Origin of the sequence: Serratia sp. Tan611, assembly GCF_905188235.1 — a bacterium.
Classification (GTDB): domain Bacteria; phylum Pseudomonadota; class Gammaproteobacteria; order Enterobacterales; family Enterobacteriaceae; genus Serratia_B; species Serratia_B rhizosphaerae.
Genome location: NZ_LR994655.1, coordinates 2,599,980 through 2,615,168 on the forward strand (window position 1 = coordinate 2,599,980; position 15,189 = coordinate 2,615,168).

The window sequence follows — 15,189 nt, forward strand, 5'->3', positions numbered from 1 at the left end:
GACAGGGAAGTCGCATTACGCCAGCCGCAGCTCGCTCTCTTTGATATCGGCGATAGGCCCGAGCAGCGCGCGGTCGAATTCCTGCAGCGCCAACCCCTGACGCACCCGTCGCGGCCAGTCAGGGTTAGCCAGCGCGCCGCGCCCCAACGCAATCACATCGGCCCCCTGCTCCGTCAGCTGCAGCGCCCGCTGCGGTTGATGCAGCCCGCCGTTGGCAATCAGCGTCAGCGACGGCGCATGGCGATGCGCCAGTGCCGCCAGCGACGCCCCGTCGGCGTCGAATGCCGGCTGCCACGCCTCATGTTCGGTAACGTGCAGAAAATCGATGCCCGAGGCCGCCAGCCGTTGGAACACCGCTTTGGCCCCGGCCTCACCTTCGGACCATTTATGGTCAAAATCATTCACCTTGCCCTGCGACAGGCGAATCCCCAGCGGCGCCGCACGACCAATCCGCTGACGCACCGCGTCGATCACCGCCAGGCTGAGCGACAGCCGGCCGATAATATCGCCGCCCCAGCGGTCATCGCGCTGATTGCTGTAGTCGGTGAAAAATTGGTCCAGCAGGTAGCCATTGGCGCCGTGAATCTCGATACCGTCAAAACCGGCGTGCAGCGCACGTTCCGCCGCGGTAGCGAAATCCGCGATAATCTGTTGAATCTCCTCGTCGTCCAGCGCTCGCGGCAGCGGATATTGCCCTTCACCGCGGTAAAAGGCCATCTGCTCGCCTTTCGGCCGCAGCGCTGAAGGGGCGACGGTATGCATACGATGGCGGTTTGCCTGCGACAACGCGCCGGCATGCTGGAGCTGGGCGAAGATTTTGCCGCCGTGCTGATGCACCGCCTGCGTCACCTGCTGCCAGCCGCGCTGCTGCGCCTGGTTCACCAGCCCGGACTGAAAGTCATAGCTCTGCGAGCTGGCGCTGTCGATATAGATGCCTTCACTGACGATCAGGCCAAACTCGCCCTGCGCGAAGCGCTGATAATACTGGCGCATTCTCTCGCCCGCCACGCCGTCAGCGGAGGCGGAAACCCGCGTCATCGGCGCCACCGCCAGCCGGTTGGGCAACAACAGTTGGTTGATTTGCTGCGTCTGGAACAGCGCGGAATGATTCATGACAGGCCTCTCCGGTTAGCTTATTATAAACAAAACCAATTGTAATCCCGGGTTTGGTCAGGAAAAACACCGGGGCCAGATAAACCCGTATAACGGAATTCGTTATAATGAACCTGAAAGAGATTGAAATTTTCCTGCAGGTGGCCCAGACCGGCAGCCTGACGCAGGCGGCGCACCGTCTGGACATGTCGCCGATGTCGGTCTCGCGGCGGCTGGCGGCGCTGGAAGCCTCGCTCGGCGTGCGCCTGTTGCACCGCACCACCCGCGCGGTGTCGCTCACCCCAGAAGGCGTGGAGTTTATGCCTTACGCCCGCACCATGCTGGAAGCGGAACAAAGCGCACGCGTCCTGTTTTCCAGCGGGCGGCAAGGCGCTGGCGGTCAGCTGCGCGTCACCGCCCCCTCCGGGCTCGGGCAGCGTATTCTGGTGCCGCTCATTCCGACGCTGCTGGCGGAAAATCCTGATATGAAAGTGGATCTGCAACTGAGCGACGAGGTCGTTGATATCGTCGCCCAGGGCTTTGACGTGGCGATCCGTGTCGCCCCGCTGCGTGATTCCAACCTGATCGCCCGCAAGATTGCCGATAATCCGCGCGTACTGTGCGCGGCGCCGGCCTATCTGCAACGGCACGGCCGGCCGCAGCGGCTGGCGGATCTTGCCAGCTTTGCCTGCTTGCGGCTGAGTAACGTGCTGCAGTGGACATTTTCCGACGACGCTCAGACCTCCGGAATAAGTATCGACGGGCGCTTTAGCTGCAGCAGCGTTGAGGGCGTGCGTTCACTGTGCAAGGCGGGGCTGGGGCTGGCGCAGCTCACCCACTGGGATATTCGGGAGGAACTGCGCCGCGGTGAGCTGGTCGCCATTGAACTGCAGGATGTTCAGCCGCAGGCATTGGCCGTCTGGGCGCTGTTTCCCAGTCATCGTTACCTGCCGCTGCGGGTCGGCGTGTTTCTTGACGCGCTGGCGAAAGCGATGGGCTAGCGTCGCCGTCCCCTCAGACGCCGCTCAGGTGCGGCGTCAGGTAGTCGACCACGTCGCGCACCCGGCTGAATTTAGCCGCATCCGCCAGCGGGATCGTCATGCCGAATTCCTGTTCCAGCAGCGTCAGCGCCTCCACCCGATCCAGCGAGTCCATTTCCAGATCGAAAAAGAAATCTGCATCAATCGACATGTTGGATTTATTAATCCCCTGTAGTTTGGCCAGTGTGCCGAGCACGCGTTGCCCAATGGTTTCCATACGTTTTCTCCGAAAAATCTTCCAAGATGGGCGATCATTGCCGACGCCAGTGGCTGAAAATATAGGATTATGTTGAAAAAATGCCGCATTTTTGCCAAAAAAATCCCCATTCGTCACGTTTTATTCCTCGGATGCCGTTTTGCCACCTGTATCACGTCGCCGGAAAAAACCAGACAAAAAGAGATTGAATATCCGACGCATCGTTCTATATTCAACCATATGGTTAAATTACCGCACTCTCAGCTGGACGCCGTTTTTCATGCGCTGGCCGATCCGACAAGACGCGCGATCCTGACGCGGCTGTCGCAGGGCGAGCGCAGTATCGGCGAGCTGGCCGCGCCGCTTAACATGAGTTTCGCCGGCGCCTCCAAGCACATCAAAGCCCTGGAACAGGCAGGACTGGTGCAGCGCACCGTGCAGGGAAGAAACCATATTTGCCGACTCGAACCAGAGCCGATGGCGCAGGCCATGCAATGGCTGCAATCCTATGAACATTTCTGGACGGAACGACTCGACGCGCTGGAACAGGCGCTGCGGCAGTCGGAGCCGTCCACTCCCAAGGAGTGAACGATGAATGATTACGGTATGGTAATTGAAACCGGCACGTTGAGGATCCAGCGTCTGCTGCCCGGCCCGATTGAGCGCGTATGGGCCTATCTGACCGAGTCAGACAAACGCGCCACCTGGCTGGCGGCGGGCGAAATGAAGCTGGAACGCGGCGCGCCGTTCGAGCTGGTGTTCAATAACGGCGAACTGGCGGGCAAAGACGAACCCACGCCGGCGGAGTACAAGGCTTACAGCGGCCCGGTCACCAATCCCGGGCATATTATCTGCCTGTTTCCGCCGCAGGTTCTGAGCTTCACCTGGGAAGAAAAAGGCGAAGAACGCCCGTCGGAAGTCACCTTTGAGCTGACCGAGCAAGGTGACAACGTGCTGCTGACCGTCACCCACCGCCGCCTGGCCGACCGTAGCCAGATGCTGAGCGTCGCCGGCGGCTGGCACACCCATCTGGATATTTTGGTCGATCGCCTGAACAATCAGCCGCCACGGCCGTTCTGGGCCACGCTGACGCAGGCCGAAGAGGCATACCGCGCCAAGCTGTAGTCAATGAAAGTCGCATTGGTGATTACGCGCCAGGCTAAAGCCTGGCCGTTTTTATTAACGCGTATAGGGACTGCTGTAAATCTGGATAAATACCCTTTCCGGTTCTGATAGCTGCGCAACCATCACCACATCTTTTGAACCCGTTGTGCGCCAGCACTCGGCCACAACCATACAGGTAGGCTGCGGTTGGTAACCCATGGCGGTCAGATAGTCGTTCACATGACGAGTATCGTCAGTCCCATAAAATGTCACCGCATAGATCAAGGCTTCTGGGCCGGCAACATTTGCATAATTGAAATCATAGTGGTCAGTAATGCGCGGCATGTTCTTGAATAATTCAGGAGTGTAGAACTCATACTGTCGAGAATCTTGCTCGGTATATTGTGCACTGCCGGCAAAATTCATTTTTATGAACGGCCAGCAATAAGTCCATGCTGCGACAATACCGATAATCAGGACAAGGGTAACTTTTACTGACGTCTTCATACTATGGGTTCTCCTTTCCCACCCTGCATAAAAGAGCCATTCCGAGTAGCGACAGCAACATTCCCAGAGTTAAAATCACCGTAGGGTCTGATGGTTTTCATAAAGGGCGGCAGATCTCCTCTGCGCGGTTTAGCATGGGGATACCTGACCGGATCGGGAAATAGTATCGGTAAAAAACTCTCGTTCTTGAACGAACCGATCGGGCCATAATGGTCCCAACGCCTTAAGGCTTCAACTTTACTAACGGGACGCAGGAAAGGAAACGGATTTTCAATAGACATCACGCGGTAAAACCCGAGTAAATCGGAAACCAGATCTTCACCGCTAAAACCGCTGTCGGTAACCAGGTTGATAGGAAATGATGATTGGAATGCCTCAAACTTGCGTGCTAGCGTCATCATCATCGCCAGCGCGATGCTTTGCCGCTCATAATACGATCGCCCCCGTCTGATACGCCATTTAATAAACCTCCCCATACGAGTAAGTTTAAATCTGTCAGTCATAGACTGTGAGTAAGTCACATCATACCGTTCATCGCCTGATAGTTCTCCAGTATTGAGTTTATCCATAAGCAATTTGATATCGGTTCCCTGAGCATGACCCAGATCCACCCAGCCAAGCACTTCCGTATAAACCAGCCCATAAGACGCGGTGTGCGCCTGACTGCTGTCAATAATATCGCTGCGCTTACTCATCCCTGATTATCTCCCTGATTAACGACAGATAGATTCCGCTCTATCTTTATTCCCTGTTAAATCGCGTGCGCACAACATAACCAACCGCCGCGGTCAGTTCAATAACGTCCGGGAGAGAAAACGCAGATAACCGATTGAAAAAGTTAAGTTCAGGAACAATCTTGGATACGTGTGCGGCCGTTACGTTGTATTTCACGTAACGCTTTGCTTTTAACGGACGAAGCGCGCTTCGCCCGTTATGCCGGGGAGAGCGCCCCGCTAATCGGCAGCAAGCGAAAGCCGGGCCACGCACCAGTCCCATACCGCATCCTGCGGGGCAAGCGGCAAGGATGAGCGCTTGCGGACAAGGAAATAGCTGGGCTCTATCATCATGGTCTCATTCGTGACCTGCATGAGACGCCCGGCCTTGAGATCCCTCGCCACAAACGCGCGGCATGCCAAGGCGATGCCCTGGCCGGCCAGGGCCGCATCCAGCGCCAGCGTCGTCTGGTTAAATACCGCACCGGGCAGTTTGCCGTCGGCACGCAGAAACAGCGGCCAATGGTCGAGCGCATCATGCAGGAGCGGAAGTTCCCTAAGCCGTTCTCTAGATAGCGGGAGCGGTAAATCTTTGACCAGATGAGGGCTGGCGACCGCCACCAGTTCCTGATGGAACAGCAGCCTGGCCTCCAGCTCGGATGGGAACGGGGGACGGGTTAGCCGCATTGCGATGTCCACCTGGTCACGCTCAAAATCGCAGAGCGCCTCGGTGGCGACCGTGCGCAATTCCACGCCGGGTAACGCGGCGTTCAACTCGGCCAGACGAGGGATCAGCAGCTTTGCGGCGAAGGTCGGCGTAACGCTGATCGTGACCGTGTCTGGCCGCTCAAGTAGCCGCCCAGTGGCGTCCCCGAGCGTATCGAAGGCGCGGGTCACTTCCGTCAGGTAGGCCGCGCCCTGTGGCGTCAGAGCAAGACCGCGCGGCAGACGCTGGAACAGGCTCTGGCCCAGGTGCTCTTCCAGCGCGCGCACCTGCTGTGCGACGGCGCCCTGGGTGACGCCCAATTCCTCGGCGGCGGCCCGAAAGCTCAGCCGGCGGCCTGAAACCTCGAAGGCCCGCAGAGCATTAAGCGGGGGGAGTTTACGGCGGGATGGCGTCATAGCGGTACCCTATAGTTTTTCTACAGTCTTACGCGTTTATTTATCACACGAAACTTCAGCTGTCACCTGACACAATACCTGTATAACCTAACCAAAGGAGACTGTTATGGCTGAAGAAAAAGTTGCACTCATCATGGGCGGCGGATCCGGTATGGGGGCCGCTGCCGCACGCAGACTGGCTCAGAGTGGCTATCGTATCGCTATTCTCTCCTCGTCGGGCAAGGGCGAGGCGCTGGCCCAGGAACTGGGCGGCGTCGGCGTTACCGGCTCGAACCAGTCCATCGACGACGTGAAGCAAATCGTAGATCTGACAATGGCAACATGGGGACGGATCGACGCACTGGTCAATTCCGCAGGCCATGGTCCGCGCGCACCGCTACTCGACATCACTGACGAGGAGTGGCACCAGGGCATGGATGTCTATTTTCTGAGCGCCGTGCGCCCGATTCGTCTGGTCGCGCCGATCATGGCCGCGCAAGGTGGTGGCGCCATCGTCAACATTTCGACGACCTGGGCTTTCGAGCCGTCCAGCCTATTCCCGACGTCGGTGGTATTCCGGGCGGGTCTTGCCAGCTTCACCAAGCTCTTTGCGGACGCCTATGCGGCGCAGAATGTCCGCATGAACAACGTGCTGCCCGGCTGGATCGACAGCCTTCCCGAAGTCGCTGAACGCCGCGACAGCGTGCCGATGGGCCGCTATGGAACCGTTGAGGAAATCGCAGACACCGTGGCCTTTTTGCTGTCGGAAGGCGCGGGCTACGTCACCGGCCAGAATATCCGCGTCGATGGCGGCGTAAGCCGCTCCATCTGATTGCCTTTGAACGATCCGCCTTCTCTGATGGAAGGCGGATCGCTGCCCGGATCCCCTATTTCACCGTGAGATATCCCTCGCGATCAATCACTGCTCTTTCAACCCACGGTTGATCAGCATCGGTTCAATGCTCGGCGCTTTACCGCGCCAGGTTTCATACAGCTTTTCCAGATCTTCGCTGTTGCCGCGCGACAGCACCATATCACGGAAGCGCTGGCCGTTTTCCGCCGTCAGGCCGCCGTGCTCGCTGAACCACTGGAAAGCGTCGTCCGCCAGCATTTCGGTCCACAGATAGGCGTAGTAGCCGGCGGCATAACCGTTGCCCCAGATATGCTGGAAGTAGCTGGAACGGTAGCGCGGCGGCACATAGCTGAGATCGATGTTATCTTTCTGCAGCGACTGCGCCTCGAACTTGTCGACGTCCTGCTGCGGCCGATCGGCGCTCAGCATATGCCAGTGCATATCCAGCAGCGCCGCCGACAGCAGTTCGGTCATGTCGTAGCCTTTGTTGAACTTGTCGGCCTTGTTGATCTTGTCGACCAGTTCCTGCGGCATCGCCTCGCCGCTCTGATAATGCTTGGCGAAGTGGGCAAAAACTTTCGGATCGCGCGCCCAGTGCTCGTTAAACTGCGACGGGAACTCGACGAAGTCGCGCGCGGTATTGGTGCCGGACAGGCTCGGGTACTCCTGATCGGCAAAGATGCCGTGCAGCGCATGACCAAACTCATGGAACATGGTGATCACATCGTCATACGACAGCAGCGCCGGCTGGCCGGGCGCCGGTTTGGTGAAGTTGGCGACGTTGTAAATCACCGGTTTGGTGCCGTTAAGCTTCGACTGCTCGACGAAGTTGCTCATCCAGGCGCCGCCGCCCTTGTTATCGCGCTTAAAGTAGTCGGTATAGAACAGCGCCAGCGATTTGCCGTCCTTATCAAACACCTCATACACCCGCACGTCCGGCTGGTAAACCGGGATATCCTTACGCTGTTTAAAGGTGATGCCGTACAGCAGGTTAGCCGCGTAGAACACGCCGTTATTCAGCACGTTATTCAGCTCAAAGTAAGGTTTTATCTGTGATTCATCCAGGTCGTACTTCGCCTTGCGCACCTGCTCGGCGTAGTATTGCCAGTCCCAGGCCGCCAGTTTAAAGCCGCCTTTTTGCTGGTCGATCACCGCCTGAATATCCTTCGCCTCGCGCTGCGCACGCGCGGTCGCCGCCGGCACGATATCGCGCATAAAGCTCAGCGCCGCCTTCGGCGTTTTCGCCATCTGATTTTGCAGTTTCCACGAGGCGTAATCCGGGAAGCCTAACAGTTTGGCCTGCTCGGCGCGGATCTTCGCCAGCCGGGCGATGGTCTGGCGGGTGTCGTTGCCGTCGCCCTTCTCGGCGCGCGTCCATGAGGCGTCAAACAGCGCCTTGCGCGTGTCGCGATCCTTCAGGGTCTGCAGATCCGGCTGCTGGGTGGTGTTCTGAAGCACCAGCAGCCACTGTTTATCCAGCTTGCGTTCGCTGGCCGCCTGGGCCGCTGCCGCCAGTTCGCCGGCGGACAGGCCGTCCAGTTTGCTCTTGTCGCTGATGGCCAGCGCGCCGTTCTTCGCCGCCGCCAGCAGCTTATTGGTGAACTGGGTGCTGAGCGTCGCCGCTTCCTGGTTCAGCGCCTTCAGCTTGGTTTTGTCGGCGTCCGACAGGTTGGCGCCGGCCAGCTCAAAGCTTTGGTAAGCCACTTCCAGCAGACGGCGGGATTCCGCATCCAGCTTCAGCGAGTCACGCTGCGCATACACCGCTTTAATCCGCGCAAACAGCTTGCTGTTGAGCATAATGGCGTCGTCCATCGCCGCCAGCTTCGGTGACACCTCTTCATCCAGTTTCTGCAGGGCGTCGCTGGTATTGGCGGAGGTCATGGCGCCGAATACGCTCATCACCCGGGTCAGCAGCGCGCCGGTTTTTTCCAGCGCCACCAGGGTATTGTCAAAATCCGCCTTGGCCGGGTTATTGGCGATTTTGTCCACTTCCGCCAGTTTCTGTTTGATGCCCTCATCAATCGCCGGCGCGTAGTCGCTCTCTTTAATCTGATCGAACGGCGGCGCCTGATACGGCAGACGGCTTTGGTAGAAGAACGGGTTGTCGCTTTTTTGGTTCTCGTGCTGATTGGCTTCGCCGGTCACCGTCGCCTCCTTCGCCTGGCCGCTGGGCAGCGCCGCATGTTCGGAGGGGGTTTTGCTCTCCTCAGCCTGCGCCTGCGTGCCCAATGCCATGCTCATCGCTAACACTAAAGTGGATAAACGCATCAATTCAAACTCCTCCATGTAGGGTGCGGGGAATCACGCTTCCCCAATGCCATCCCAAGCTTAGGCGCAGTTGTCAGATTCAGCAAAAACAACTGATTAGCGCCGCGCTTCTTGCCCGCCGGCGTAATGGGCGATCACTTCACCGGCAACGGCGACGGCGATTTCCGCCGGCAGTTTGCCCTTCACGTCCGCCAGCCCCAGCGGGCAGCGCATCCGCGCCAACGCCGTCGGTGCTACACCGCGCAAACCGAGCTGATACTCGAAACGCTTCCGCTTGGTCAATGAACCGATCAGCCCGAAATAGGCGGCGTCGTTACGTTTAAGAATACGCTCCGCCAGCGCCAGATCGAGACCATGATCGTGGGTCATCACAATATAGAGGCAACCCGGCGGCAAGTCATCGACCGCTTCCGGCAGATCCTCACACAGCTGCGGCAAAATATTGGCGGCCACCTGCGGCGGAAACTGTTCTACCCGGCTGTCGAACCAGCGCACCTGCAGCGGCAGCGTCGCCAGGATCTGCGCCAGCGCGCGTCCCACATGGCCGGCGCCGAACAGCGCTACCTGCGGCCGCGCCGCGTTCTGCGGCTCAAACAGCACGCGGACGTGGCCGCCGCAGCACTGCCCCAGCCGCGCCGCCAGCGGAAAGCTCTCCAGCCGCAGCGCCGTCTCGCCCTGCTGCAGCATGGCGCGGGCAATTTCCAGCGCCTGAAACTCCAGGTGCCCGCCGCCGATGGTGTCCAGCGCCTGCCCGGCGGTCACCAGCATCTTCGCGCCGCGGTTGCGCGGCGTGGAGCCGTGCTCATCAATCACGGTGACCAGCACGCAGGGTTCGCCGCGCTGCCGCAGGGCGGCCAAGGCATCAATCCAGTGCGCCATCTTCACCCTCCCGCAGATTTTTGGTGACACCGTCACCTGAAAGCATCTGCTGTACGCCCCACAGCACCCGCTCCGGCGTAGCCGGCGCGTCAATATCCGGCTGACGCCGGTAATCGCTCAGGCTGGCGACCGCGTCCTTAATCGCGCACCAGACCGAAATCGCCAGCATAAACGGCGGCTCGCCCACCGCTTTGGAGCGGAATACCGTCTGCTGCGGGTTGCGGCGGTTTTCCAGCAGCGATACCCGCAGATCGGCCGGCACATCACCTATTGCCGGGATCTTGTAGCTGGCCGGCCCGTTGGTCAGCAGCCGGCCCTGTTCATCCCATACCAGCTCCTCGCAGGTCAGCCAGCCCATGCCCTGCACAAATCCCCCTTCGATTTGCCCGATATCAATGGCCGGATTGAGCGAGTCGCCGACGTCATGCAGGATATCAGCGCGCAGCAGCTGATACTCGCCGGTCAGGGTGTCGATCAATACTTCAGAACAGGCCGCGCCGTAGGCGAAGTAATAGAAGGGATTCCCGGCGCCGGCCTCGCGATCGTAGAAAATCTTCGGCGTGCGGTAATAGCCGGTGCTGGACAGCGAAATCTGGTTCAGATAGGCCTGCTGGACGACCTGTTCAAAACTGAAGTAGCGCTCGCCGACCCGCACCTGGCCGTTGCTGAACACCACCTGCCGCGCCGGCACCTGGTGCTGTTTGACCAGCATGTCGATCAGCCGCTGTTTAATGGTCAGCGCGGCGTTTTCCGCCGCTTTGCCGTTCAGATCGGTGCCGGACGACGCCGCCGTCGGCGAGGTGTTCGGCACTTTGCCGGTATCGGTGGCGGTGATCTGAATCCGCGCAATATCCACCTGGAACACTTCGGCCACAACCTGCGCCACCTTGGTGTTCAGACCCTGACCCATCTCCGTGCCGCCGTGATTAAGCTGCATGCTGCCGTCGGTATAGATCAGCAGCAGCGCCCCGGCCTGATTGAGGAAGCTGGCGGTAAATGAAATGCCGAATTTCACCGGCGTCAGCGCCAGCCCCTTTTTCAGCAGCGGGCTGCGCGCATTGAACGCCCGCACCGCCGCGCGGCGCGCCCGGTAGTCGGCGCTGTGCTCCAGCCGCCGGGTAATCTCCGCCAGCAGGTTCTGGCCGACCGGCTGCTGATAATGGGTCACATTGCGCGTTTTCTGCCGGTAGTAGTTGGTTTTCCGCACCGCCAGCGGATCCAGCGCCAGGTGGCGGGCAATAACGTCCATAATGTTCTCGATCGCCATCATGCCCTGCGGGCCGCCGAAGCCGCGATAGGCGGTATTCGACGCGGTATGGGTCTGGCAGCGGTGGCCGGTTATCACCACATCCTGCAGGAAATAGGCGTTATCGGCGTGGAACATCGCCCGATCGACGATCGAACCGGACAGGTCGAGCGAATAGCCGCAGTTGCCCGCCAGGTCGATGTTGATACCGCTCAACAGGCCACTGTCGTCAAACCCCACGTCGTAGTGAATGTAGAACGGGTGACGTTTGCCGGTGATCATCATGTCGTCACGGCGGTTAAGGCGCATCTTCGCCGGCCGGCCGGTCAGGTGCGCCGCCAGTGCGCACAGGCACGCCGGCCCGGCGGCCTGCGTCTCTTTACCGCCGAAGCCGCCGCCCATCCGCCGGGTGTCGACCGTTACTTTATGCAGCGGCAGCGCCAGCACCGAGGCCACCAGTTTCTGCACCTCACTCGGGTTCTGGGTAGAGGAAGAGACCCGCATACTGCCGTCCTCGCCGGGCACCACCGCAGAAATCTGGGTTTCCAGATAGAAATGCTCCTGGCCGCCGATGCGCAGCTCGCCCTGCAGCCGGTGTGGCGCACGCGCCAACGCCGCCTCCGCGTCGCCGCGACGGTGGCGATGGCTCTCCTCGACCAGCCAGCCGTTGCGGTATGACTGTTCAACGTCCAGGCGCGCCGGCAGATCCTGATAGTCGATGACGATCGCCTGCGCCGCGCGCCAGGCGGTTTCCTCATCTTCCGCCGCCACCACCGCCACCACTTGACCGACATACTCGACCCGATCTTTGGCCATCAGCGGATCGCCTGCGGTCAGCGCGGCGATATCCAGCTCTCCCGGTACGTCCTGCCAGGTCATCACCCGCACCACGCCGGGAAACTGCGCGCAGGCGGCGCAGTCCAGCGCCTCAATCTTCGCATGTGCACGCTCGCTCAGCCGTGCAGCCAGATGCAGCTGCCGCGGATACTCCAGCTGGTCATCAATGTATTGCGCCTCGCCGCTGACGTGCTTATCGGCGCTCTCGTGCTGCTGGCTACGTCCGACGCCGCCGCGCAGCGGCTGGCCGAACTGTGCGGCCAGCTCGGCCTGGCTGCGTTCTGGTTGGGGTCGCTTACTCATGGCTGGTTACCTCAATAACGGTGGCCGGCGCGCTCAGCGCGATGAAATAGCGGCGCAGCAAATTTTGCGCCACCAACATGCGGTAGGCGCCGCTGGCGCGAAAGTCGCTGAGCGGGGTGAAATCCTGCGTCAGCGCCTGTGCCGCCCGCTCCACGCTGGCGTGCTCCCAACGCGCGCCAAGCAGCGCCTGCTCGCAGGCAACCGCCCGTTTCGGCGTGGCGGCCATGCCGCCGAAGGCGATGCGCGCAGAGCGCACCCTGCCGTCTTCAATCTGCAGGTTAAACGCGCCGCACACTGCGGAAATATCATCCTTCAACCGTTTGGAGACTTTCCAGATGCGGAAATCCGCCGGGATCGACGCCGGCAGCTGGATGCTTTCGATAAATTCCCCCGGCTGCAGCGCCGTCTGCCGGTAGGCGAGAAAGAAGGCGTCCAGCGGCAGTTCACGCCGCTGGGCGCCGCAGCGCAGCGTCAGTACCGCATCCAGCGCCAGCAACAGCGGCGCGCCGTCGCCGATCGGGGAGGCATTGGCGATATTGCCCCCCAGCGTTCCCTGATTGCGGATTTGCTGCGATGCAAAACGCTGCAGCAGCGCCCCCAGCGCCGGATGCTCATGCCCCAGCGCGCGGTAAAGTTCGCTCAGCGTCACGCCGGCACCAATGCGTAACTGCGCGCCCCGCTCAATCTGCCGCAGTTCGGCAAGCTGGCCGATGGCGATGGTCAGCGGCAGATCCTGGTGGCGTTGCGTCACTTCCAGCGCCAGATCGGTGCCGCCGGCCAGTAATTTCGCCTGCGGATGCTGCACATACCATTGCGCCAGCTGATCCAGCGTTTGCGGCATCAGGCAGCGTTTGCCGTCGCCGCCCGACTCGTCTGCGGCGGGGATCTGGCGCAGACGAGTCAGCGTCTCCGCCTGTCGGGCATCGAACTGATCCGGCGTTTTTGCCGTACACGCCTGCTGCGCCGCCGCGACGATCGGCCGATAGCCGGTACAGCGGCACAGGTTGCCCGCCAGCGCCTGCAAAGCCTGCTCGCGCTGATAGCCGTCGCTGTTCTTTTGCAGGCAAAATAGCGACATCACAAACCCCGGCGTGCAAAAGCCGCACTGAGAGCCGTGGCAGTCCACCATCGCCTGCTGCACCGCATGCAGCCGCCCCTGATGGCGCAGATCCTCAACGGTCAGCAACTGTTTGCCATGCAGCGCGCTGACAAACGTCAGGCAGGCATTGACGCTGCGGTAACGCAGCCGCTCGCCGTCGGCCTCTGCCAGCACCACGGTGCAGGCGCCGCAGTCGCCGGAGGCGCAGCCCTCTTTGCTGCCGCAGCGGCGCAGATGGCGACGCAGATACTGCAATACCGTGGTATTGGGATCGAGCCGTTCACTTTTCAGCGTATCGTTCAGCAGAAACTGGATCATGCCGCCTCCTGCCGCTGCGGCGCCTGAAACACTACTTTGCCGTCCACATAGGTGCGATACACGTTGCGGTCATCGCCGAGCGTCATCAGCATAAACAGCACTTCATCCAGCGTGCGGCTGTTGGCGTAGCGCAGCTGTTGCAGCGGCGAGACCGCCGGATCGAGCACCACAAAATCCGCCTCTTTACCGACGTCAAAGTTGCCGATATGGCTGTCCAGCGCCAACGCGCGCGCGCCGCCCAGCGTGGCGTGATAGAAGGCTTCGCCGGCCGCCAGTTTGTAATCCTGTAACTGCGCCACTTTGTAGGCTTCCCCCAACGTCTGCAGCATATTAAAGGTGGTGCCGGCCCCGACGTCGCTGCCGATGCCCAGCCGGACCTTCCGCCGCCAGGCCTGCTGCAGCTTAAACAGCCCGCTGCCGAGAAACAGGTTGGAGGTCGGGCAAAAGGCGATCGATGAGCGGGTATCACACAAGCACTGCCATTCGGCGTCTTCCAGATGCAGACAGTGGGCGAAGACGCTTTTCTCACCGGTCAGCCCGTATTGATGGTAAACGTCCAGATAGTTGCGCTGCTGCGGAAACAGTTCTTTCACCCAGGCCACTTCATCGCGATTTTCGCTCAGGTGGGTATGCAGCCAGACGTCGGGAAACTCTTGCCGCAGGCGCTGCACCTGCGCCAGCAGCTGCGGGGAGCTGGTGGGCGCAAAGCGCGGCGTCAGGGCATAGCCCAGCCGCTGTTTGCCGTGCCAGCGGCGGATCAGCGCCCGCGTTTGCTGATAACTTTGCGCCGGCGTCTCCAGCAGCGCCTCCGGCGCGTGGCGGTCCATCATCACTTTGCCGGCAATCAGCCGCATATTGAGCGCAGCTGCCTGTGTGAACAGCGCGTCGACCGACTGCGGATGCACGGTGGCGAACACCAGCGCGGTGGTGGTGCCGTTGCTCAACAGCTGCTGCAGGAAAAATGCAGAGATATTCTCAGCATGCTCCGCGTCGCCAAAGCGCCCTTCGACCGGAAAGGTGTAGCGCTGCAGCCAGCCCAGCAGCTGGTCGCCGTAGGCGCCGATCATTTCAGTTTGCGGATAGTGAATGTGGCAGTCGACAAAGCCCGGCACCACCAGTTTATCGCGGTAGTCCGTCACCGCCGTGCCGGCCGGCAGCAGCGCTGCGCCCTGTTGCCACTCGCCGAACCAGACGATGCGCCCCTGATTCAGCAGCAGCAGACCGTCCGGCAGATGCCGCAGTTGGGCGCCGAGTTGTTCCGGTTGTTCCACGCAGGCGGCAATATCGAAAAAATTGCCACGAATGGCGTGGGTAAATGACATGCTCATAATGCTGTTCCTATTTTTCTGGCGCGCATAGCGCAACCGGCGGCGATAAATATTTCACCGGTTAACGCATGGCGAATTTATCATCAATTGCAGGCGATAAATTAAAGATAGCAATCGCCATGCCAGCATGCAGAAAACAGAATAAACACTGAAAAATCAGTCAATTAAAAAACACTCCATTATGCGTAAAATCACAGGATAAATATCCTCCGCATAAGCAAACGGTTGCGGTTAAATAGCAACCGTTTGCCTTTATTCATGCAATATTGCGCTGCACCATTGTTGCGCAACGATTATTTTTCGCC

The 15,189-nt window shown here is 60.2% G+C and carries 14 protein-coding genes; 4 read left to right on the forward strand and 10 right to left on the reverse strand.

The window, feature by feature from the left end; all coding sequences use genetic code 11:
* Positions 1–15: 15 nt before the first annotated feature.
* On the reverse strand, positions 16–1,113 hold the full coding sequence (locus TAN611_RS12245; RefSeq protein ID WP_197949566.1) for a tRNA-dihydrouridine synthase: 1,098 nt from the start codon (positions 1,111–1,113) through the stop codon (positions 16–18).
* Positions 1,114–1,220: 107 nt separating this feature from the next.
* Here TAN611_RS12245 and TAN611_RS12250 point away from each other — a divergent pair, with 107 nt between their 5' ends.
* On the forward strand, positions 1,221–2,093 hold the full coding sequence (locus TAN611_RS12250; RefSeq protein ID WP_203066509.1) for a LysR family transcriptional regulator: 873 nt from the start codon (positions 1,221–1,223) through the stop codon (positions 2,091–2,093).
* Positions 2,094–2,106: 13 nt separating this feature from the next.
* Here the strand turns inward: TAN611_RS12250 and TAN611_RS12255 are convergent, their stop codons facing one another.
* Complete coding sequence (locus TAN611_RS12255; RefSeq protein WP_105231246.1) at positions 2,107–2,349, reverse strand: acyl carrier protein; 243 nt, start codon at positions 2,347–2,349, stop codon at positions 2,107–2,109.
* Positions 2,350–2,568: 219 nt separating this feature from the next.
* Between TAN611_RS12255 and TAN611_RS12260 the strand changes: the two genes are divergently transcribed.
* Positions 2,569–2,916: a helix-turn-helix transcriptional regulator gene (locus tag TAN611_RS12260; RefSeq protein WP_105233358.1), complete on the forward strand. Its 348-nt coding sequence runs from the start codon at positions 2,569–2,571 to the stop codon at positions 2,914–2,916.
* A 3-nt stretch (positions 2,917–2,919) separates the two neighbouring features.
* Positions 2,920–3,453 carry an SRPBCC family protein gene (locus TAN611_RS12265; RefSeq protein ID WP_105231247.1) on the forward strand — a complete coding sequence of 178 codons (534 nt, stop codon included), beginning with the start codon at positions 2,920–2,922 and terminating at the stop codon, positions 3,451–3,453.
* Between the two features lie 54 nt (positions 3,454–3,507).
* Here the strand turns inward: TAN611_RS12265 and TAN611_RS12270 are convergent, their stop codons facing one another.
* The 3 genes from TAN611_RS12270 to TAN611_RS12280 form a co-directional block, all read right to left on the reverse strand.
* Positions 3,508–3,939 carry a hypothetical protein gene (locus TAN611_RS12270; RefSeq protein WP_105231248.1) on the reverse strand — a complete coding sequence of 144 codons (432 nt, stop codon included), beginning with the start codon at positions 3,937–3,939 and terminating at the stop codon, positions 3,508–3,510.
* Complete coding sequence (locus TAN611_RS12275) at positions 3,936–4,634, reverse strand: hypothetical protein (RefSeq protein ID WP_203066510.1); 699 nt, start codon at positions 4,632–4,634, stop codon at positions 3,936–3,938. Before TAN611_RS12275 ends, TAN611_RS12270 begins: the two co-directional genes overlap by 4 nt.
* A 258-nt stretch (positions 4,635–4,892) precedes the next feature.
* Positions 4,893–5,774, reverse strand: a complete 882-nt coding sequence (locus TAN611_RS12280; RefSeq protein WP_111737030.1) for a LysR substrate-binding domain-containing protein — start codon at positions 5,772–5,774, stop codon at positions 4,893–4,895.
* Between the two features lie 106 nt (positions 5,775–5,880).
* On the opposite strand from TAN611_RS12280, the gene TAN611_RS12285 reads away from it, so the two are divergent.
* The gene (locus TAN611_RS12285; protein WP_187044639.1) at positions 5,881–6,585 is read left to right on the forward strand and encodes an SDR family oxidoreductase; all 705 of its coding nucleotides are present in this window, start codon (positions 5,881–5,883) and stop codon (positions 6,583–6,585) included.
* Between the two features lie 87 nt (positions 6,586–6,672).
* Here the strand turns inward: TAN611_RS12285 and dcp are convergent, their stop codons facing one another.
* From dcp to guaD, 5 genes are all read right to left on the reverse strand, one after another.
* Positions 6,673–8,874 (reverse strand): peptidyl-dipeptidase Dcp, encoded by a 2,202-nt coding sequence (dcp, locus tag TAN611_RS12290; RefSeq protein ID WP_105233360.1) that lies wholly within the window; start codon positions 8,872–8,874, stop codon positions 6,673–6,675.
* 96 nt (positions 8,875–8,970) lie between these two features.
* Positions 8,971–9,753, reverse strand: coding sequence for a xanthine dehydrogenase accessory protein XdhC (gene xdhC, locus TAN611_RS12295; protein ID WP_203066511.1), 783 nt, complete (start codon positions 9,751–9,753; stop codon positions 8,971–8,973).
* Entirely contained in the window at positions 9,737–12,139 is a 2,403-nt protein-coding gene (gene xdhB / locus TAN611_RS12300; protein ID WP_203066512.1) for a xanthine dehydrogenase molybdopterin binding subunit, read from the reverse strand. The genes xdhC and xdhB overlap by 17 nt, the downstream gene beginning before the upstream one ends.
* A complete protein-coding gene (gene xdhA / locus TAN611_RS12305; protein ID WP_203066513.1) occupies positions 12,132–13,556 on the reverse strand; it encodes a xanthine dehydrogenase small subunit in 1,425 nt (474 codons plus the stop codon). Before xdhA ends, xdhB begins: the two co-directional genes overlap by 8 nt.
* On the reverse strand, positions 13,553–14,884 hold the full coding sequence (guaD, locus tag TAN611_RS12310) for a guanine deaminase (RefSeq protein ID WP_203066514.1): 1,332 nt from the start codon (positions 14,882–14,884) through the stop codon (positions 13,553–13,555). The genes xdhA and guaD overlap by 4 nt, the downstream gene beginning before the upstream one ends.
* Between the last annotated feature and the right edge of the window lie 305 nt (positions 14,885–15,189).

Bases quoted from the DNA above. Each gene is read 5' to 3' on its own strand.
- TAN611_RS12245 (WP_197949566.1), bottom strand. From the start codon at position 1,113: ATGAATCATTCCGCGCTGTTCCAGACGCAGCAAATCAACCAACTGTTG.
- TAN611_RS12250 (WP_203066509.1), top strand. From the start codon at position 1,221: ATGAACCTGAAAGAGATTGAAATTTTCCTGCAGGTGGCCCAGACCGGC.
- TAN611_RS12255 (WP_105231246.1), bottom strand. From the start codon at position 2,349: ATGGAAACCATTGGGCAACGCGTGCTCGGCACACTGGCCAAACTACAG.
- TAN611_RS12260 (WP_105233358.1), top strand. From the start codon at position 2,569: ATGGTTAAATTACCGCACTCTCAGCTGGACGCCGTTTTTCATGCGCTG.
- TAN611_RS12265 (WP_105231247.1), top strand. From the start codon at position 2,920: ATGAATGATTACGGTATGGTAATTGAAACCGGCACGTTGAGGATCCAG.
- TAN611_RS12270 (WP_105231248.1), bottom strand. From the start codon at position 3,939: ATGAAGACGTCAGTAAAAGTTACCCTTGTCCTGATTATCGGTATTGTC.
- TAN611_RS12275 (WP_203066510.1), bottom strand. From the start codon at position 4,634: ATGAGTAAGCGCAGCGATATTATTGACAGCAGTCAGGCGCACACCGCG.
- TAN611_RS12280 (WP_111737030.1), bottom strand. From the start codon at position 5,774: ATGACGCCATCCCGCCGTAAACTCCCCCCGCTTAATGCTCTGCGGGCC.
- TAN611_RS12285 (WP_187044639.1), top strand. From the start codon at position 5,881: ATGGCTGAAGAAAAAGTTGCACTCATCATGGGCGGCGGATCCGGTATG.
- dcp (WP_105233360.1), bottom strand. From the start codon at position 8,874: ATGCGTTTATCCACTTTAGTGTTAGCGATGAGCATGGCATTGGGCACG.
- xdhC (WP_203066511.1), bottom strand. From the start codon at position 9,753: ATGGCGCACTGGATTGATGCCTTGGCCGCCCTGCGGCAGCGCGGCGAA.
- xdhB (WP_203066512.1), bottom strand. From the start codon at position 12,139: ATGAGTAAGCGACCCCAACCAGAACGCAGCCAGGCCGAGCTGGCCGCA.
- xdhA (WP_203066513.1), bottom strand. From the start codon at position 13,556: ATGATCCAGTTTCTGCTGAACGATACGCTGAAAAGTGAACGGCTCGAT.
- guaD (WP_203066514.1), bottom strand. From the start codon at position 14,884: ATGAGCATGTCATTTACCCACGCCATTCGTGGCAATTTTTTCGATATT.